This window comes from Ruegeria sp. CDSA141, assembly GCF_059612005.1.
This window is the reverse complement of record NZ_JBXWPT010000013.1, coordinates 83,852-99,734: the sequence shown is the minus strand read 5'-3', so window position 1 is coordinate 99,734 and position 15,883 is coordinate 83,852. Positions and strand designations below refer to the sequence as shown.

16 protein-coding genes are annotated in these 15,883 nt (G+C 59.2%); 8 read left to right on the top strand and 8 right to left on the bottom strand.

Annotated elements, in window-relative coordinates; genetic code table 11:
* Positions 1-107 precede the first annotated feature (107 nt).
* From pta to AC2FLP_RS17025, 4 genes are all read left to right on the top strand, one after another.
* Positions 108-1,115, top strand: a complete 1,008-nt coding sequence (gene pta, locus AC2FLP_RS17040; protein WP_117872125.1) for a phosphate acetyltransferase — start codon at positions 108-110, stop codon at positions 1,113-1,115.
* Between the two features lie 90 nt (positions 1,116-1,205).
* Positions 1,206-4,025 carry a molybdopterin oxidoreductase family protein gene (locus AC2FLP_RS17035; protein WP_496685102.1) on the top strand — a complete coding sequence of 940 codons (2,820 nt, stop codon included), beginning with the start codon at positions 1,206-1,208 and terminating at the stop codon, positions 4,023-4,025.
* Between the two features lie 109 nt (positions 4,026-4,134).
* Positions 4,135-4,884 (top strand): 4Fe-4S dicluster domain-containing protein, encoded by a 750-nt coding sequence (locus AC2FLP_RS17030; protein WP_496685100.1) that lies wholly within the window; start codon positions 4,135-4,137, stop codon positions 4,882-4,884.
* Positions 4,884-5,756, top strand: coding sequence for a dimethyl sulfoxide reductase anchor subunit family protein (locus AC2FLP_RS17025; protein ID WP_496685098.1), 873 nt, complete (start codon positions 4,884-4,886; stop codon positions 5,754-5,756). The genes AC2FLP_RS17030 and AC2FLP_RS17025 overlap by 1 nt, the downstream gene beginning before the upstream one ends.
* A 132-nt stretch (positions 5,757-5,888) precedes the next feature.
* Here the strand turns inward: AC2FLP_RS17025 and dapA are convergent, their stop codons facing one another.
* Positions 5,889-6,761: a 4-hydroxy-tetrahydrodipicolinate synthase gene (gene dapA, locus AC2FLP_RS17020; RefSeq protein ID WP_299900852.1), complete on the bottom strand. Its 873-nt coding sequence runs from the start codon at positions 6,759-6,761 to the stop codon at positions 5,889-5,891.
* A 134-nt stretch (positions 6,762-6,895) separates the two neighbouring features.
* On the opposite strand from dapA, the gene AC2FLP_RS17015 reads away from it, so the two are divergent.
* Complete coding sequence (locus tag AC2FLP_RS17015) at positions 6,896-8,869, top strand: lytic transglycosylase domain-containing protein (RefSeq protein ID WP_117872114.1); 1,974 nt, start codon at positions 6,896-6,898, stop codon at positions 8,867-8,869.
* On the opposite strand, the gene AC2FLP_RS17010 is transcribed toward AC2FLP_RS17015, so the two are convergent.
* A complete protein-coding gene (locus AC2FLP_RS17010; protein WP_496685097.1) occupies positions 8,843-9,712 on the bottom strand; it encodes a DMT family transporter in 870 nt (289 codons plus the stop codon). The two genes, AC2FLP_RS17015 and AC2FLP_RS17010, sit on opposite strands and share 27 nt — an antisense overlap.
* Positions 9,709-10,374 (bottom strand): tRNA (5-methylaminomethyl-2-thiouridine)(34)-methyltransferase MnmC2, encoded by a 666-nt coding sequence (gene mnmC2 / locus AC2FLP_RS17005; protein ID WP_496685096.1) that lies wholly within the window; start codon positions 10,372-10,374, stop codon positions 9,709-9,711. Before mnmC2 ends, AC2FLP_RS17010 begins: the two co-directional genes overlap by 4 nt.
* A 55-nt stretch (positions 10,375-10,429) precedes the next feature.
* Here mnmC2 and AC2FLP_RS17000 point away from each other — a divergent pair, with 55 nt between their 5' ends.
* A complete protein-coding gene (locus AC2FLP_RS17000) occupies positions 10,430-11,464 on the top strand; it encodes an NAD(P)/FAD-dependent oxidoreductase (protein ID WP_496685094.1) in 1,035 nt (344 codons plus the stop codon).
* On the opposite strand, the gene AC2FLP_RS16995 is transcribed toward AC2FLP_RS17000, so the two are convergent.
* From AC2FLP_RS16995 to AC2FLP_RS16980, 4 genes are all read right to left on the bottom strand, one after another.
* The gene (locus tag AC2FLP_RS16995; protein WP_496685092.1) at positions 11,456-12,247 is read right to left on the bottom strand and encodes an HTD2 family dehydratase; all 792 of its coding nucleotides are present in this window, start codon (positions 12,245-12,247) and stop codon (positions 11,456-11,458) included. The two genes, AC2FLP_RS17000 and AC2FLP_RS16995, sit on opposite strands and share 9 nt — an antisense overlap.
* A gap of 15 nt (positions 12,248-12,262) precedes the next feature.
* The gene (locus AC2FLP_RS16990) at positions 12,263-12,805 is read right to left on the bottom strand and encodes an NADPH-dependent FMN reductase (RefSeq protein WP_496685090.1); all 543 of its coding nucleotides are present in this window, start codon (positions 12,803-12,805) and stop codon (positions 12,263-12,265) included.
* 132 nt (positions 12,806-12,937) lie between these two features.
* The gene (locus AC2FLP_RS16985) at positions 12,938-13,609 is read right to left on the bottom strand and encodes a YiaD family glycine zipper/OmpA-like lipoprotein (protein WP_117872101.1); all 672 of its coding nucleotides are present in this window, start codon (positions 13,607-13,609) and stop codon (positions 12,938-12,940) included.
* A gap of 126 nt (positions 13,610-13,735) precedes the next feature.
* Positions 13,736-14,428 carry a helix-turn-helix transcriptional regulator gene (locus AC2FLP_RS16980; RefSeq protein ID WP_299900873.1) on the bottom strand — a complete coding sequence of 231 codons (693 nt, stop codon included), beginning with the start codon at positions 14,426-14,428 and terminating at the stop codon, positions 13,736-13,738.
* A gap of 106 nt (positions 14,429-14,534) precedes the next feature.
* On the opposite strand from AC2FLP_RS16980, the gene AC2FLP_RS16975 reads away from it, so the two are divergent.
* The gene (locus tag AC2FLP_RS16975) at positions 14,535-14,726 is read left to right on the top strand and encodes a hypothetical protein (RefSeq protein ID WP_299900876.1); all 192 of its coding nucleotides are present in this window, start codon (positions 14,535-14,537) and stop codon (positions 14,724-14,726) included.
* A 2-nt stretch (positions 14,727-14,728) separates the two neighbouring features.
* Here AC2FLP_RS16975 and AC2FLP_RS16970 read toward each other — a convergent pair whose 3' ends face one another.
* Positions 14,729-15,376, bottom strand: a complete 648-nt coding sequence (locus AC2FLP_RS16970; RefSeq protein ID WP_496685088.1) for an RluA family pseudouridine synthase — start codon at positions 15,374-15,376, stop codon at positions 14,729-14,731.
* A 96-nt stretch (positions 15,377-15,472) separates the two neighbouring features.
* Between AC2FLP_RS16970 and AC2FLP_RS16965 the strand changes: the two genes are divergently transcribed.
* Positions 15,473-15,883 (top strand): nuclear transport factor 2 family protein, encoded by a 411-nt coding sequence (locus tag AC2FLP_RS16965; protein WP_299900879.1) that lies wholly within the window; start codon positions 15,473-15,475, stop codon positions 15,881-15,883.

Here is a 15,883-nt window from a genome sequence, read left to right as displayed (position 1 = left end):
CGAACCCTTCCGCCGCGACGCAATGAAAAAACCCGTCGCAGTCGCCGGAATCTCAGCCGACGAAATGAAAAATCAGGAAGCTTGATCAAAGGACGAGGCCAGAGCGTATGACAATGACACCCATTGAGCTGTTGCGTCAGAGCGCCCCGGCCTCCCGCCCTGTGATTTCTTTATGCGAAGGCAGTGATCCCCGCGTTGTTGCGGGGGCGCTGGCCGCCCAGCAGACCGGGCTGGCTGATGTCATTCTGGTCGGCCCACAAGCCGAAGTCGAAGCCGCCCTCAAAAACCAGAATGCCGCTCCCTCTGAGAGTGTGATGGTTCACGACCCGGCGACCTCGGACCTGACCGAGGAATTTGCCCAAACCTATTTTGAACTGCGCCAACACAAGGGCGTCGATCCAACCAAGGCCCGTGCCGCCGTTGAAACACCGCCTGTCTATGCCGCCATGCTGGTACGCAGCGGGCGGGCCACTGGAACCGTAGGTGGCGCCGTTCACACGACCGGAAACATTGTACGCGCGGCCATTCAGGTGATCGGCATGGCCCCGGATGCAGGAATGGTATCGTCCTTTTTCCTGATGTACCCGCCGGAAAACGCACAGCCCGGAGCGCGGGCTATGCTCTATTCGGACTGCGGTCTGGTCATCGATCCCAGCGCCGACGAGTTGAGCAAAATTGCCGTCGCCTCGGCCAAGTCGGCGCGGGCACTGCTGAGGGTTGACCCCAAAATCGCCATGCTCAGCTTCTCGACCAAGGGCAGCGCAAGCCATCCCGATGTAGACAAGGTGATCGAAGCCACCGAAACACTGCGCCAGATTTCCCCGGATCTCGAGGTCGATGGCGAGCTTCAGTTCGACGCGGCCTTCGTGCCCTCGGTCGGGGATCGCAAATCGCCCGGATCTTCGGTCGCCGGTCAGGCCAACGTGATGGTCTTTCCCAATCTCGACGCCGGCAATATCGGCTACAAGATCACTCAAAGGCTGGGTGGCTATGCCGCGATCGGCCCGGTTTTGCAGGGGCTGGCCCAGCCTGCCAACGACCTGTCCCGCGGATGCAGCGCCGAAGATGTGACCCAGATGATCGCCGTGACCGCACTGCAAGCTATCAGGGAATAAAGCCCAGAACTCGCGTCGTTTCCAGAACGATGTTCTCAAACCGGAAGGAAAGTGACACAGTCCTCCCGACACAACCGACAGGACCCGCCAATGACCCATCAGCAGCCGATCCTTGAAACGTCTCCGAAAGTTTCGGACGAGGTCCGCAAAACCACCTGTTATATGTGCGCCTGCCGCTGCGGCATCAACGTTCACATGAAAGACGGCAAGGTTGCCTATATTGAAGGAAACCGAGACCACCCGGTCAACAAGGGTGTGCTGTGTGCCAAGGGCTCTGCCGGGATTATGCAGGTCAACGCCCCCTCTCGCCTACGCAAACCGCTCAAGCGTGTCGGCCCACGCGGCTCGGGTGAATTTCGCGAAATCGAGTGGGACGAGGCGCTCAGCACTGCTGTTGGCTGGCTGAACGAACTGCATGAAACCGCACCGCAAAAGCTGGCCTTCTTCACTGGCCGCGACCAGAGTCAGAGCTTCACCAGTTTCTGGGCCCAGAATTTCGGCACTCCGAACTATGCAGCCCATGGCGGCTTCTGCTCGGTCAACATGGCCGCCGGCGGTATTTACACGATGGGCGGCGCGTTTTGGGAGTTTGGTCAGCCCGATTGGGATCACACCAAACTGTTCATGCTCTTTGGCGTGGCCGAGGATCACGACAGCAACCCGATAAAAATGGGGATTGGCAAGATCAAGGCACGCGGCGCACGGATGATCGGCGTGAATCCTATCCGCTCGGGCTATAACGCTGTTGCCGATGACTGGGTCGGCATCACACCCGGAACGGATGGGCTGTTCATTTTGTCGCTGATCCACGTGCTGATGAAAGCCGGCAAGATCGATCTGGATTACCTGAGCCGCTATACCAATGCGCCGGTTCTGTTGAACGCTAGCGACGGTGCGGAAAAGGGTCTGTTCCTGCGCGACGAGGACGGCAAGCCGCTGGTTATTGATCGCAAAACGGGCAATCCAACCGCATTCGACAAGCCCGGCGTGCGCCCGGACCTGTCGGCGACCTATGACAAGGACGGTGTGACGCACCGTCCCGTTTTCCACCTGATGGCCGAGAAATACCTCAGCGACGAACACGCGCCCGAGGCGGTGGCCGATCGCTGCGGCATCCCCGCCAAACGTATCCGGGCCATTGCCGCCGAAATCGCCAGGGTCGCTTTTGACGAGGCGATCGAACTGGATCAGGAATGGGTTGATTTTCGGGGCGAAAAGCACACCAAGATGATTGGTCGTCCCGTCAGCTTCCATGCCATGCGGGGCATTTCGGCCCATGCCAACGGATTCCAGACCTGCCGCGCTTTGCACGTGCTTCAGATCCTGCTGGGAACAGTCGAGGTGCCAGGCGGTTTCCGTTTCAAGCCACCCTATCCCAAACCGGTCGAAGCGCACCCGACGCCCCATGGCGACAGGCGTCCGGGACGCCCGCTGAACGGCCCGCATCTGGGCTTCCCCCGGGGTCCCGAAGACCTGCTGCTGGACGACTGCGGCACACCGCAACGCATCGACAAGGCGTTCACCTGGGAAAACCCGATGTCCGCGCATGGGTTGATGCATATGGTGATCTCGAACGCGGCTGCCGGTGATCCCTACAAGATCGACACGCTGTTCATGTATATGGCGAACATGTCGTGGAACTCCTCCATGAACACCAAAGGTGTGATGGAGATGCTGACGGCCAAAACCGAAGACGGCAATTACGTCATCCCGCGCATCATTTACTCCGATGCCTATTCTTCGGAAATGGTGGCTTATGCCGACTTGATCCTGCCCGACACCACCTATCTCGAGCGGCACGACTGTATCTCTCTGCTGGACCGCCCGATCTGCGAGGCCGACGCCGCAGCAGATTCCATCCGCTGGCCGGTGGTCGAACCCGACCGCGACGTGCGTGGCTTCCAGTCGGTTCTGATCGAACTGGCCAACCGCATGAGCTTGCCGGGTTTCACGAATGAAGACGGCAGCCCAAAGTGGAAAGACTACGCAGATTACATCGTCAACCACGAACGACGCCCTGGCATCGGCCCGCTGGCCGGCTTCCGGGGTCCGGATGGCGACAAGGAAGGCCGCGGCGAAGTCAATCCGAACCAGCTGAACCAGTATATCGAAAACGGCGGGTTTTATGTGGCGCATATCCCGGAAGGCGCGGATTACTACAAGCCGTGGAACACCGAGTATCAGGACTGGGCCGTGGGGATGGGCATCTATGACAGCCCTCAGCCCTATCTGTTCCAGCTCTATTCCGAACCGATGCGCCGTTTCCAGCTGGCTGCCGAAGGTCACGGAGACCGCCAGCCGCCCGAGCACCTGCGCCAGCGCATCAAGGACACCATGGATCCGCTGCCGATCTGGTACGAAACCGACCAGCAGGGCAATGAAGGCTTCACCGTCAACGCCCTGACCCAACGCCCAATGGCCATGTATCACAGTTGGGGTACACAGAACGCGTGGCTGCGCCAGTTGCACGGGCACAACCCGCTTTATGTCCCGACCAAACTGATGCGAGAACACAACCTGCAAGACGGAGACTGGGCAAAAGTCATTTCCCCCCATGGTGAGATCACCGTGCCTGTGATGGAGATGGCCGCGCTGAACGAAAACACGGTCTGGACGTGGAACGCAATCGGCAAACGCAAAGGTGCCTGGGCCTTGCAGAACGACGCGCCGGAGGCGACCAAAGGTTTCCTGCTCAACCACCTGATTCACGAATTGCTGCCGTCCAAAGAAGATGGAATGCGCTGGGCCAACTCGGACCCAATCACAGGTCAGGCGGCATGGTTCGACCTGAAGGTTAAAATCGAAAAAACCGACGCGCCCGCCGATGCGCAAAGCCAGCCGAATTTCGACCCGATCCAATCTCCGGTCGGAACCGGCCCTGAGAACCTGGCCTGGAAGGTGGGCAAATGACCCGGATCCGCACTTCATCTGGCCAAAAACACCCCGGGGGTGAATTGAGCCGCAGGCTCAAGAGGGGGCTGGCCCCCTCACCTGCCCCCCACAGCAGAGGTTCACTTACATGACCCAGCTACCAAACTCCACCGACCGCAAGATGGGTCTGGTCATCGACCTGGACACCTGTGTTGGCTGCCACGCCTGCGTTATTTCCTGTAAAGGTTGGAACACTGAAAACTACGGGGCCCCGCTTTCGGATCAGGACGCCTACGGTGCAAACCCTTCGGGCACCTTCCTGAACCGCGTGCATTCCTACGAAGTGCAACCTGCCGATGGGCACGCCCAGCTGATCCACTTCCCAAAATCCTGCCTGCATTGCGAAGACGCACCCTGCGTTACCGTTTGCCCCACCGGCGCCAGCTACAAGCGGGTCGAGGATGGCATCGTGCTGGTCAATGAAATCGATTGTATCGGATGCGGCCTGTGCGCCTGGTCCTGCCCCTACGGTGCTCGGGAACTGGATGTGGCCGAAGGCGTAATGAAGAAATGCACACTTTGTGTTGACCGCATCTACAACGAAAACCTCCCAGAAGTCGATCGTATCCCCTCCTGTGTTCGCACCTGCCCTGCGGGCGCAAGGCACTTTGGCGATCTGGGCGACCCTGACAGCGATGTCAGCCAGCTGGTTGCAGAACGAGGCGGCATAGACCTTATGCCGGAAATGGGCACCAAACCCGTCAACAAATACCTGCCCCCGCGCCCCAAGGACACCGTGGAAGACCAGATCGACATACTGGCTCCCCTGCTGGCACCCATCGCCGACGAGTCCAAAGGGTTCCTGGGCTGGCTCGACAAGACGTTGGAGAAACTCTGATGCATCCCGCACCCTCCGTCATCCTGTTCACCACCCTGTCAGGTCTGGGATTTGGACTGCTGTTCTTCCTTGGCCTAGGGTTTCCGGCTGTCTCGGGTTGGATAGCTTTTGTGTTCTTCGCCATTGCCTATGGCCTGGCACTCGGCGGACTTTTGGCCTCGACGTTCCACCTCGGCCATCCGGAACGGGCCTTGAAGGCCTTCACTCAATGGAAAACCAGCTGGCTCAGCCGTGAAGGTTGGTGTGCCGTACTCGCGCTGGTCATCATGGGACTCTATGCGATTGGCGTAGTGTTTTTTGACCAACGCTGGGGTTTTCTGGGTTGGATCGGCGCAGTGCTGTCGCTGGCCACAGTGTTCACGACCTCGATGATCTACACGCAGCTTAAGACCATCCCACGCTGGAATATGAACCTGACACCCGCCATGTTCCTCAGCTTCAGCCTGGCCGGCGGTGCATTGCTGGCTGGTCAGACAAGCGCAGCTCTACCTCTGCTGCTGATCGCGGCGCTGGTGCAGATCCTGTACTGGCGCAAGGGGGATCAGGCGTTTGCATCATCGGGAACGGATCTGGGAACAGCCACTGGGCTTGGCGCACGCGGCTCCGTCCGCGCCTTTGAGCCGCCGCATACCGGAACCAATTATCTACTGCGGGAGTTTGTTCACGTGGTGGGTCGCAAACACGCAGAGAAACTGCGGGTAATCTCGTTTGTTCTGGCCTTTGTACTGCCGGTTTTGCTTCTGTTATTGCCGTTCAATCACGTCTTCGCCCTGTTGGCTGTGGCATCCCACCTGGCAGGCGTGGCAACGTCGCGCTGGTTGTTTTTTGCGCAGGCCGAACATGTCGTCGGGCTCTACTACGGGAAACGGTAGAGGGGCTCTGCCCCCATCGCGGCAAGCCGCGACTCCCCCGGGATATTTTTAGCCAGATGAAGTCTGGATACATCGAAAAGAGGGCGGCGCTCGAGGTTCGAGGCCGCCCTTCGTCGTATTCTGAAATACCAGTCAGATCAGGCCAGCATGGGCCATTGCGGCCTCAATTGCATCCTTGGTGCTGTCTTCCAGCTCAGTCAGAGGGGAGCGGACTTCGGTGCTGCAAAGGCCCAGTTTGCTGAGCGCATATTTGGCAGCGACAAGGCCCGGCTCGATGAAGATCGCCTCATGCAGCGGCATCAGTTTGTCCTGATACTCCAACGCTTTTGCATAATCTCCAGCCAGCGTGGCCTGCTGGAATTCGGCGCAGAGCTTAGGTGCCACGTTTGCAGTCACCGAGATGCAGCCAACACCACCATGGGCATTGAACCCAAGGGCCGTGGCGTCTTCGCCGGACAGTTGGCAGAAATCTGCGCCACAGGCAGCGCGCTGCTGGCTGACACGGGCCAGGTCGCCCGTTGCATCCTTGACCCCGACGATACGGGGAAGCTTGGCCAGTTCACCCATTGTGGCAGGCGTCATATCAATGACTGAACGGCCTGGAATGTTGTAGATGATGATCGGGATATCTGCGGCCGCATGCAGAGCCTCGAAATGCGCGATCAGACCGCGCTGAGTCGGTTTGTTGTAATACGGCGTAACGACCAGCGCGGCATCCGCCCCGACTTTTTCAGCGAATTGAACGAAGCGGACAGCTTCGACCGTGTTGTTCGACCCGGCACCGGCAATGACCGGAACGCGGCCCGCGGCCGTTTTGACAACCTCTTCGATTACCGTTTCATGCTCTTCGTGGCTGAGCGTCGGGCTTTCGCCGGTGGTTCCGACAGGCACCAGCCCGGTCGAACCTTCGGATATCTGCCAATCCACAAAATGTTTGAGCGTCTTCAGGTCCAACTCGCCGTTGTTGAACGGGGTGACGAGGGCTGGCATCGAGCCTTTGAACATGACACGCTCCTTCAAGGTGCATTTTGCTGTTTTTGCGCCGCGGTCTCTCACGTTTCCAGCTTTGTGAGTTGATCCCGGCGACACACGGTTTATCCTCACAGGCTCTATCCTCGGTTGGTTGGGAAATGCAAGGGATGACACGCTTTCTGGCACTGTTGACTGCTGTGATTCTGTATTTGGTGACAGCACCGCACTCTGCGCAGGCAGACGCTTCGGCTGATTTACGCGCCGGGCTCAACGAGATGCGCAAAGGCGACTGGAACGCCGCATTGCGCGTATCCGGCCAGCGGGGTTCCGTATCGCGCGATATCATCGTCTGGCACTGGCTGCGCGAAGGCTTCGGCAGCTCTGGCGACGTACTGGTGTTTCTTGAACGTCGCCCGGACTGGCCCGGGCTGGCATGGCTGCGCCGCAAGAGCGAGCCTGTTTTCACCGGAGCCGATCCGGACAGGGTTTTGAAATTCTACGCCGACATGCCGCCTCAGACAGCAGAGGGCGCATTGAACTATGCCGTTGCCCTGAAAGCCAAGGGACGCACCGGAGAGGCGGAGGCTGACATTGTGACCGCCTGGCGCACCATGCCAATGGGCTCGGGCCTGCAAAGGAGCTATCTGGAGAACTTTGCCACATTGCTGAAACCGCATCACGCAGCGCGGTTGGACAGAATGTTGTGGGACGGTCATCTTGTGAGCGCCGGGCAGATGTTGCCTTTGGTCAGTTCGGACGAACGTAAACTGGCAGAAGCGCGCATAGCTTTGCAGAAACGCCAACCCGGCGTGGACACCAAGGTGTCGGCAGTTCCGAAGTCTCTGGCAGATGCGCCGGGGCTGGCATTCGACCGTTTTGTCTGGCGCGACAAGAAAGAGCTGGATGACAGCGCCGTCGATCTGATGCTGGCGCGTTCAACCGGGCCTGACGCCTTGGGTGAGCCCGACAAATGGGCCGAAGGACGACGCCGGCTTGCCCGGCTGGAGATGCGATCAGGCCGTGCGGCGCGCGCATATGATGTGGCCGCCAATCATCACATGACCCCTGAGATGGGATACGGCTATGCCGATCTTGAGTGGCTGGCCGGGTTTCTGGCTCTTCGAAAGCTGAATGATCCAGCCACGGCCGTTCGCCATTTCCAGAATTTTTTGGACGCGGTCAAATCTCCGATTTCAAAAGGGCGTGGTGGCTATTGGCTTGGGCGCGCCTACGCGGAACTGGGTGACGCGGAAAAGGCGTATGACGCCTACGCGATTGGGGCTGATTACCAGACCTCATTCTACGGCCTGCTGGCTGCGGAACGGATAGGGCGGCCCTTTGATTCGGAAATTGCCAATCCGCGTCGCGCACCGCATTGGCGGCAGGCGGAGTTTGCCGATTCCAGCGTTTTAGAGGCCGGGTTGCTACTGCTGAAAGACGGAGAAGCAACCCTGTCTGAAAGGTTCCTGACCCATCTGGTCGAAGGCCTTGATCCAGTGCAGGCCAGTCAACTGGGCGATCTGGTGATTGAACTGCAACAACCGCATCTGGCCGTAATGATCGCCAAACGGGCGGCGACCAACGGTACTGTCCTTCCTGCGGCCTATTACCCGGTTCACCCGGTGGCCGATATTCGATTGCCTATGGCAAAGGAAATGACACTGGCCATCGCGCGCCGCGAAAGCGAGTTCGACCCGGTTGTTGTCAGCGGTGCAGGAGCGCGCGGTCTGATGCAGGTAATGCCCGCCACGGCCAAGCTGGTTGCAGGTGAGTTGGGCATTCTCGGCGGCCATCAAACCGGGCGATTGACCACCGACTGGAAATACAACGCAAAGCTTGGGGCCAACTACCTTTCCGGTCTGGCGGCCGATTTCAACGGCAACGTGGTGATGATGGCCGCGGGGTATAACGCCGGGCCAAGACGCCCGATCTCGTGGATGGAACGCTATGGTGATCCGCGCGCTGGCGAGGTTGATATCGTCGACTGGATCGAGACGATCCCGTTCAGCGAAACGCGGAACTACGTTATGCGCGTGACCGAAAGCCTGCCTGTCTACCGTGCCCGCCTGGGGCAGGCCGCCCTTCCGATTCCTTTTTCGCAGGAGCTGATCGGTTCATCTCTGGCGGCGTTCGCGCCATAAGGTGAACAGGCCTGCGGCCACGACGATGGTTGCTCCCGCCACGACTTCGGGGCGCAACGTTTCACCAAAGATCGAAATTCCCAGGATCGCGCTCCAAACCAGGTGGAAATATGCAAAGGGTTGAACCGCACTGGCTTCGGCCAGCTCATAACACTTGATCAGCAACCAGTGCCCGAATACCCCACTGACGCAAAGCAGCGCCATCCAGAGCCAATCGCCGCGCGCCATCGGCTCCCAGAACCACATGCCAAACACGGTCATCGCCACGGCACCGGCGACACCGGTCCAGAAAAAGCTGGTCGCCGCGCTGTCCTTACGGGCAACATATCGCGTCAAAAGACCATAGATCGCAAACAGAAACGCAGAGATCAAAGGTATGACAGCCCACGGGTTAAAGACCCCGGCACCCGGTTGCAGAATGATCAGAACTCCGATGCATCCTACGCCGATCGCGACCCACCGCCGCCATCCGACATTTTCACCCAGAACCGGCCCGCTCAGCGCGGCGACAAGCAAAGGATAGCAGATGAAGACGGCCATACTGTCGATCAGGCCAAGGACCGTAAACCCGAACACCGCGATGCATATTTCGGCAGCCAGCAACACGCCCCGCACAATCTGCAAAACCAACTGACTGGTCTTTGTGGCCGCCTTTAACCCACCTGGGGCCCGCGCAGCCAGAGCGATGACGAAAGCCGCAAAGAACCAATAGCGGATCATGACCACCATGTAGGTGTTGTAGGTTCCGGCCAGATGGCGCGAGATACCGTCCTGCAGGGCGAAGACAATCGTCGCGCCCACCATCAAGACGATGCCCGCGCCTACATTGTTCTTCTGGGTCATGCCTTGTGTGCCCGCGTCATGTGCCGCTTGCGGCCATAGCCGGGCGTGCGGGTAACGTTGAAACCGGCACCCTCAAGCCCCCGGCGCACAAAACCAGCGGCCGTATACGTGGCCGCCGTCCCCCCCGTGGCAGTGTGGTTTGCCACTTCCTGCATCAGGTCCGCGCCCCACAATTCAGGGTTCTTGGCCGGTGAAAAGCCGTCGAGAAACCAGGCATCTGCCATACCCTCCCAGTTCGGCAATGTCTCGCGCGCGTCGCCGATCACCACCTCAAACTGAAGCGACTCCAATGTACATGTGCGCCCCGTCCAATGCGCCAGAAACCGGCTGCTCCACGGATGCAATTCAGGAAAGGACTCAAGCGCACGTTGCATGTCTTCCGCGGCCATGGGAAAGGCTTCGAAACTGGTAAAACGCAATGGCCCTTTCTGGCCGGATGCCTCCCATTCTGACCAGGCCGTCAGCAGGTTCAGGCCGGTGCCAAAACCCAACTCGGCAATGTGAAACCCTAGCGTAAACCGCGCAGGCAAATCATTTCCCGCCAGAAACACGTGGCGCGTCTCTTCCAGCCCGTTCTGCAACGAGTAATAAGGGTCGTCGAAGCGATCCGAGACCGGGATCTGATCTTCGGTCCACGTCAATTTGGCGCGCTGGTCTGCCATCGGGGAATCCTGTAGCTAAGCGGCGCGACACTGAACAACGTAAAGGAAATTGGCAATGGTCGATGTGACGGTTCGCGGCGCAGGAATTTTCGGCCTGTCCATCGCCTGGATTTGTGCGCGACGCGGCGCAAACGTGCAGGTTGTCGATCCGTTCGGACCGGGCGCGGGGTCCAGCGGAGGTCTGGTCGGCGCGTTGGCCCCGCATGTGCCGGAAAACTGGAACGCCAAGAAAGCTTTTCAGTTCGACAGCCTGATTATGGCTGAACCGTTCTGGCGACAGGTCGAATACACCGGCGGGGTTTCTCCCGGCTACGGCCGGCTGGGCCGTCTTCAACCAATCCCGGACGCGCGTGGTCTGGAATTGGCCCGCCAACGCGCAGGCACCGCAGATGAGCTTTGGCAAGGCCGCGCGGAATGGCGTGTCGTCACCACGGCCCAAGCGGGTTCATGGTGCCCGCCCAGCCCCACAGGTTTTGTCATCCGGGATACGTTGACGGCACGGATACACCCAAGGCGGGCCTGCGCCGCTCTTGTCGCTGCGCTCGAAGTCATGGGCGTCCAGGTTGTCAGAGATGGCGATGACAAGGGAAAAATTGTCCACGCTACCGGCATTGCAGGATTACAGGAACTGAACACAGCCTACGGCAAGACCATTGGGAACGGTGTCAAAGGACAAGCCGCCCTGTTGCGCTTCGACGCGGGAGAAGTGCCGCAACTATTCGCCGACACGATTCACATTGTGCCTCATGCTGACGGAACACTTGCGATAGGATCAACCTCGGAACGGGACTACGATGACCCAACCAGCACGGACGAGTCGCTGGATGATGTGATCGACCGCGCCACGCGTTCGCTGCCTCTGTTGCATGGGGCCGAGGTGATCGAACGCTGGGCCGGAGTGCGCCCACGCAGCAAAAGCCGTGCGCCGATGTTGGGGGCACATCCACTGCATCACGGTCAGTTCATCGCCAATGGCGGGTTCAAAATCGGGTTCGGCATGGCCCCCAAAATCGCCGAGGTCATGGCCGATCTTATGCTGGAAGACCGGGATACGATCCCTGATGAGTTCCGGCCCGAAGCCTCACTGTGACTGTACGACGGCCTGCATGCATTGCCGCCCGTCAGGGCCGCGCACCCACATCTTTTCATTTCTCCGGCACAACTGGGCAGTTTCGAAATGCATCAACGGTGAAGTCGCACGGAACGAAAACGATGCAAGCGGACCGCTCAGGTCGACCGCGAACAGCATCAGAAGTTGCGCCAATAGCGGCCCGTGCACGACCAGCCCGCCGTATCCTTCCACATCGCGCGCATAGTCCAGATCATAGTGAATACGGTGGCCATTGAAGGTCAGAGCCGAGTAGCGGAACAACAACGTTGAATCGAACCCGACTTCGCGGACATCAGTTTCATCGGTGCGCGCTCTGGGCGGTTGAGGCATTTCAGCATCCGGCGCAGGATCTTCGCGATAGACGAGATCCTGCCACTCTGTCAGGCGCAACTGACCGTTCTGCCAGATCTCGTGCCGTAAAGTGACAAAGCCCAACGGGCCGGACCGCCCCACCTTGGTGACTTGACTTTCAAGAACCGATTTCTTTTCGGCGGTGATCCCTGCGACCAATGGCGCGTGAAAGGTCAACCGCCCCCCGGCCCACATTCTGCGCGGCAACCCCATATCCGGGATCGGGCCCCCAACCTTAGGATGCCCATCCCTGCCCAATGCGGCAGCCGGTTGCGCGGTCCAGAAATAAAGCTGATGGAAGAAGGGCGGCAAATCCGAACCACTGGCGATCGTAGGCACAGCGCCCAGCGCCACCTGAAATGCGGCCGCTCGGGCCGGGTCCAAGAGATCGGTCTGTCGCTCTTGCGTCATTTGTCTGACCCGCGCTCAGAAACCGGCCTCGGCCCGAAGTTTCTGCATCAATTCATGCAAAGGCTTTTCGTATCGATCCGAACGCAGCTTCCCCTGATCGTCGAACTCACTCGAACTGTTCGCCAGATGGATTTCGGGCCCCTGCTGGATGCGCGGCTGAAAGGGAACCATACAGGCCCGTAGGATCATCTGCGCCCGTTCCCCGCCTGCACGACCAGCGGCCGCCGACATTACCGCAACCGGTTTGTCGGCCCATGGACTGCCTTGCGTACGGCTGACCCAATCCAGCGCGTTCTTCAGAACGCCTGATGGACCCTTGTTGTACTCAGGTGTCGAAATGATCACCGCATCGGCTTGCGCGATCTGATTGGCCAGCGTCTGAACCGTCTCGGGAATCCCTTCTTCGTCTTCCAGATCACCATCGTAGAGGGGCAGGTTCAAATCCGCTTCGACAAAGCTCACCGGATCGAACAACCGTGCCGCCTCGCGCAGAAGCTTACGGTTGGTCGCGTTCTGGCGCAGGGACCCGGACAGGCCAAGAAGGGTCGGTTGGGACATCGGGAAAGCTCCGTTTCTGTGTTTGTCGCAAGTTAGACCGAGTTCACCCTGATCCAAACCCCATTTGACGCACAGTCAATGCGCGAACGGGGCCGCCCAAAGGGCGACCCCGCTGTTCACAGTACGTAGTGGTTACGCGTTTCCGCTGGGCACCACGACAATCTCGACACGCCTGTTTTGCGATTTTCCTTCCGGCGTGAGGTTGGAGGCGACAGGGTTGTTTTCGCCCTGCCCGATCGTGCGAATACGGTTGTAGCTGACACCATTGGCCTGAAGAATATCGGCCACGGCATTTGCGCGACGCTCTGACAGGCCCTGATTGTAGGTTGCGTCTCCGTCGCTGTCGGTGTGACCGATGATCTGCACGTTCGAGTTCGGGTAGTTAACCAGGTTCTGGCCCACTTTCACCAGATCAGACCGCAGCGCCGGGCGCACGGTCGAACTGTCGGTGTCAAAGGTGATATCATTCGGGACCGTCACAATCAGGCGATCGCCTGCGTTGACAATTGTAATTCCGTCATTTGCCAGCTGTTGACGCAGCTCCGCGGCCTGCTTGTCCAGTTGATTGCCAATCACACCGCCCCCGGCAGCACCGATTGCAGCACCGGCCAGCGCACCAAGACCCGGGTTCGAGTTATTGGCAATCGCCCCGATACCAGCGCCAACCAGACCACCCAATACGGCGCCCTGTTTGGCGTTCTGGTTCGGATCGTTTTGTACTGTCAGCGTGGCCGGATCGGTACAGGCCGCCAACACAAGGGCTGAACACAAGCCTGTGGCCACGAAAAACTTGGAAATCGTCATGATATCACCTTCTGCTCCAGCACCCGTTATTCGGGCATGCTTCGTTTTCCTCAGTATATCACTGTGCAGGCTTGGTGGCTCAAGCAACAATGCGGTGAAGTAGGCGAATACCCGCCAAACACGTATTCACACCGATTCAACGAGCGTTTCTGCATTCTGCTGTTCCTGCCAAAGATCGCGCAACGACCTGCTCTGTCCTGAAAAGCTTTCTTCCGTGCATTCGCTGGACCAGATACGGTCGGTGCGGAAATGGCGAAAGCCGTTGCGCAGTTCACACCAGCCTGCCAGCATCGTGCATTCGATGTGGTAGATCAGCGCCAGAGGGCGCACGACCCGGGCCGTGCGTTCGCCTTCGCCATCTTCATAGGTGATACGAATTTTCCGTTCTGCCCGAATGGCCTCGCGGTAATGTGCGATCGATACACAACCCTTTTCCGGATCGTCCGCCGGGGCACCCCATGGCGCCACCTGTAGCCAGTCTGCAGGACAATGCAGCGCGTCTATCTTTTGGCATATCCGGTTGGCGGCCCTTTGCAGGTGGCTGTCGCCGGTACGTGCAAGAAGGGACAGGCCAACCCACAAAGCCTCAACTTCTTCTGCATCGAAATTGAGCGGCGGCAAATCGTAGCCGCGTCGCATCACGTACCCAATACCGGCCTCTCCTTCGATGGGCGTCCGTTGCGCCTGTAACTCGGCAATGTCGCGATAGACCGTGCGCACGGACACCTCCAACCTTGCGGCCAGTGCCTCTGCCGTGACCGGAGCGCCCGCAGCCCGCAGGATCTGGATGATTTCAAACAATCGGGTCGAACGGCGCATGGCATCTTCCTGTCAACATGCTGACACCTTAGCACACCCCACTGACAAAAAGGTGTCAGGAGTGATGGGTCAGATTGGAATGGCATCGAAAAAAGGAGCACGAAAAATGCCTTACCTCGACACCCACGTCATGATGACACTCAGGCTGGGGCAATGGTCTCAGGACCACACCCTGCGCGCCTTCGAGATCGAGCGCGAAATCGCCATGGCCCGGCAGTGCAAGCAACCTGGTTCAAAGAAACGATCAAGACGTTTTTCGCTGGGAAATCTGAAGATGCTCTGGACCAGCACGGCCTGAAATCAGAACTCGGGCCGGGCCCGAAACTTCATCGAAACCCCACCTTCCGGGTGCTTCAGGCGCAGCTCTTCTGAATGCAGCATCAATCTGGGAAAGTCCAGCGCATCGCCTGTCGCATAGAATGGATCGCCCAGGATCGGGTGGCCCAGCGCCTGCATGTGAACGCGAAGCTGATGAGACCGGCCCGTTTTGGGAAACAGACGCACACGCGTCGTATCGCCTTCGGTCTTCACAACGCGCCAGTCCGTCACGGCAGGTTTGCCCGTCCCATGACAAACCATCTGTCTGGGCCGGTTGGGCCAGTCCACAATCAGAGGCAGGTCAACGGTACCGGTCTTGGGTTCCAGCTGCCCCCAGACACGGGCTACATAGGTTTTGCGGGTCTGACGCTGCTCGAATTGCATGCTCAGGTTGCGCTGCGCGTGCGGCGTTTGGGCAAAGACCATGACACCGGACGTATCCCGGTCCAACCGGTGCACCAGCAGTGCTTGTGGAAATGCATCCTGCACCCGGGTCAACAGACAATCTGACAGATGCGCGCCCCGCCCCGGAACCGAAAGCAAGCCCGAAGGCTTGTTCACCACGATCAGCTGTGCATCTTCATGCAACACATCCAGCGGGGTTTGAGGGGGATCATAGGCGTCGCTCATGCAGGGTGCCTATCCCAGCTCGTGACCTCCCGCAACGTCGTCCTTGCATGCCCGCCCATGTTCGGTGACCTTCACCCCAAAAGCGGAGGAGATGCCATGCACCCGACAATTGAACGCATGCAAGAGGTTGTCGCGAAAGGCGATGAGGCCTTGATCCACGAACTCTTGGCCGAAGATGTGCAGTTCCTGCCACCAACCTACTACAGCACCTGGACAGGGCGCGCTCCGGTCGCTGCCGTTCTGGGGCATGTCGGGCAGGTGTTTTCAGATTTTCGTTATCGGCGCGTCATGGGCGACGGGAAAGACTGGGCGTTGGAGTTCCAATGCAAAGTCGGTGATCTGGATGGTATCGGCGTGGATCTTGTTACGCTGAATGACAGCGGGTTGATTCAGACTTTCGAGGTCGTCATGCGCCCCTACAAAACGGTGGGTGCCTTGCGCGATGCCATGATGGCGCGGGTCATGACCGACGCTCGTTTTCTTGAATTCAAAAACGCGCTGAGCTGA

Bases quoted from the DNA above. Each gene is read 5' to 3' on its own strand.
- pta (WP_117872125.1), top strand. From the start codon at position 108: ATGACAATGACACCCATTGAGCTGTTGCGTCAGAGCGCCCCGGCCTCC.
- AC2FLP_RS17035 (WP_496685102.1), top strand. From the start codon at position 1,206: ATGACCCATCAGCAGCCGATCCTTGAAACGTCTCCGAAAGTTTCGGAC.
- AC2FLP_RS17030 (WP_496685100.1), top strand. From the start codon at position 4,135: ATGACCCAGCTACCAAACTCCACCGACCGCAAGATGGGTCTGGTCATC.
- AC2FLP_RS17025 (WP_496685098.1), top strand. From the start codon at position 4,884: ATGCATCCCGCACCCTCCGTCATCCTGTTCACCACCCTGTCAGGTCTG.
- dapA (WP_299900852.1), bottom strand. From the start codon at position 6,761: ATGTTCAAAGGCTCGATGCCAGCCCTCGTCACCCCGTTCAACAACGGC.
- AC2FLP_RS17015 (WP_117872114.1), top strand. From the start codon at position 6,896: ATGACACGCTTTCTGGCACTGTTGACTGCTGTGATTCTGTATTTGGTG.
- AC2FLP_RS17010 (WP_496685097.1), bottom strand. From the start codon at position 9,712: ATGACCCAGAAGAACAATGTAGGCGCGGGCATCGTCTTGATGGTGGGC.
- mnmC2 (WP_496685096.1), bottom strand. From the start codon at position 10,374: ATGGCAGACCAGCGCGCCAAATTGACGTGGACCGAAGATCAGATCCCG.
- AC2FLP_RS17000 (WP_496685094.1), top strand. From the start codon at position 10,430: ATGGTCGATGTGACGGTTCGCGGCGCAGGAATTTTCGGCCTGTCCATC.
- AC2FLP_RS16995 (WP_496685092.1), bottom strand. From the start codon at position 12,247: ATGACGCAAGAGCGACAGACCGATCTCTTGGACCCGGCCCGAGCGGCC.
- AC2FLP_RS16990 (WP_496685090.1), bottom strand. From the start codon at position 12,805: ATGTCCCAACCGACCCTTCTTGGCCTGTCCGGGTCCCTGCGCCAGAAC.
- AC2FLP_RS16985 (WP_117872101.1), bottom strand. From the start codon at position 13,609: ATGACGATTTCCAAGTTTTTCGTGGCCACAGGCTTGTGTTCAGCCCTT.
- AC2FLP_RS16980 (WP_299900873.1), bottom strand. From the start codon at position 14,428: ATGCGCCGTTCGACCCGATTGTTTGAAATCATCCAGATCCTGCGGGCT.
- AC2FLP_RS16975 (WP_299900876.1), top strand. From the start codon at position 14,535: ATGCCTTACCTCGACACCCACGTCATGATGACACTCAGGCTGGGGCAA.
- AC2FLP_RS16970 (WP_496685088.1), bottom strand. From the start codon at position 15,376: ATGAGCGACGCCTATGATCCCCCTCAAACCCCGCTGGATGTGTTGCAT.
- AC2FLP_RS16965 (WP_299900879.1), top strand. From the start codon at position 15,473: ATGCACCCGACAATTGAACGCATGCAAGAGGTTGTCGCGAAAGGCGAT.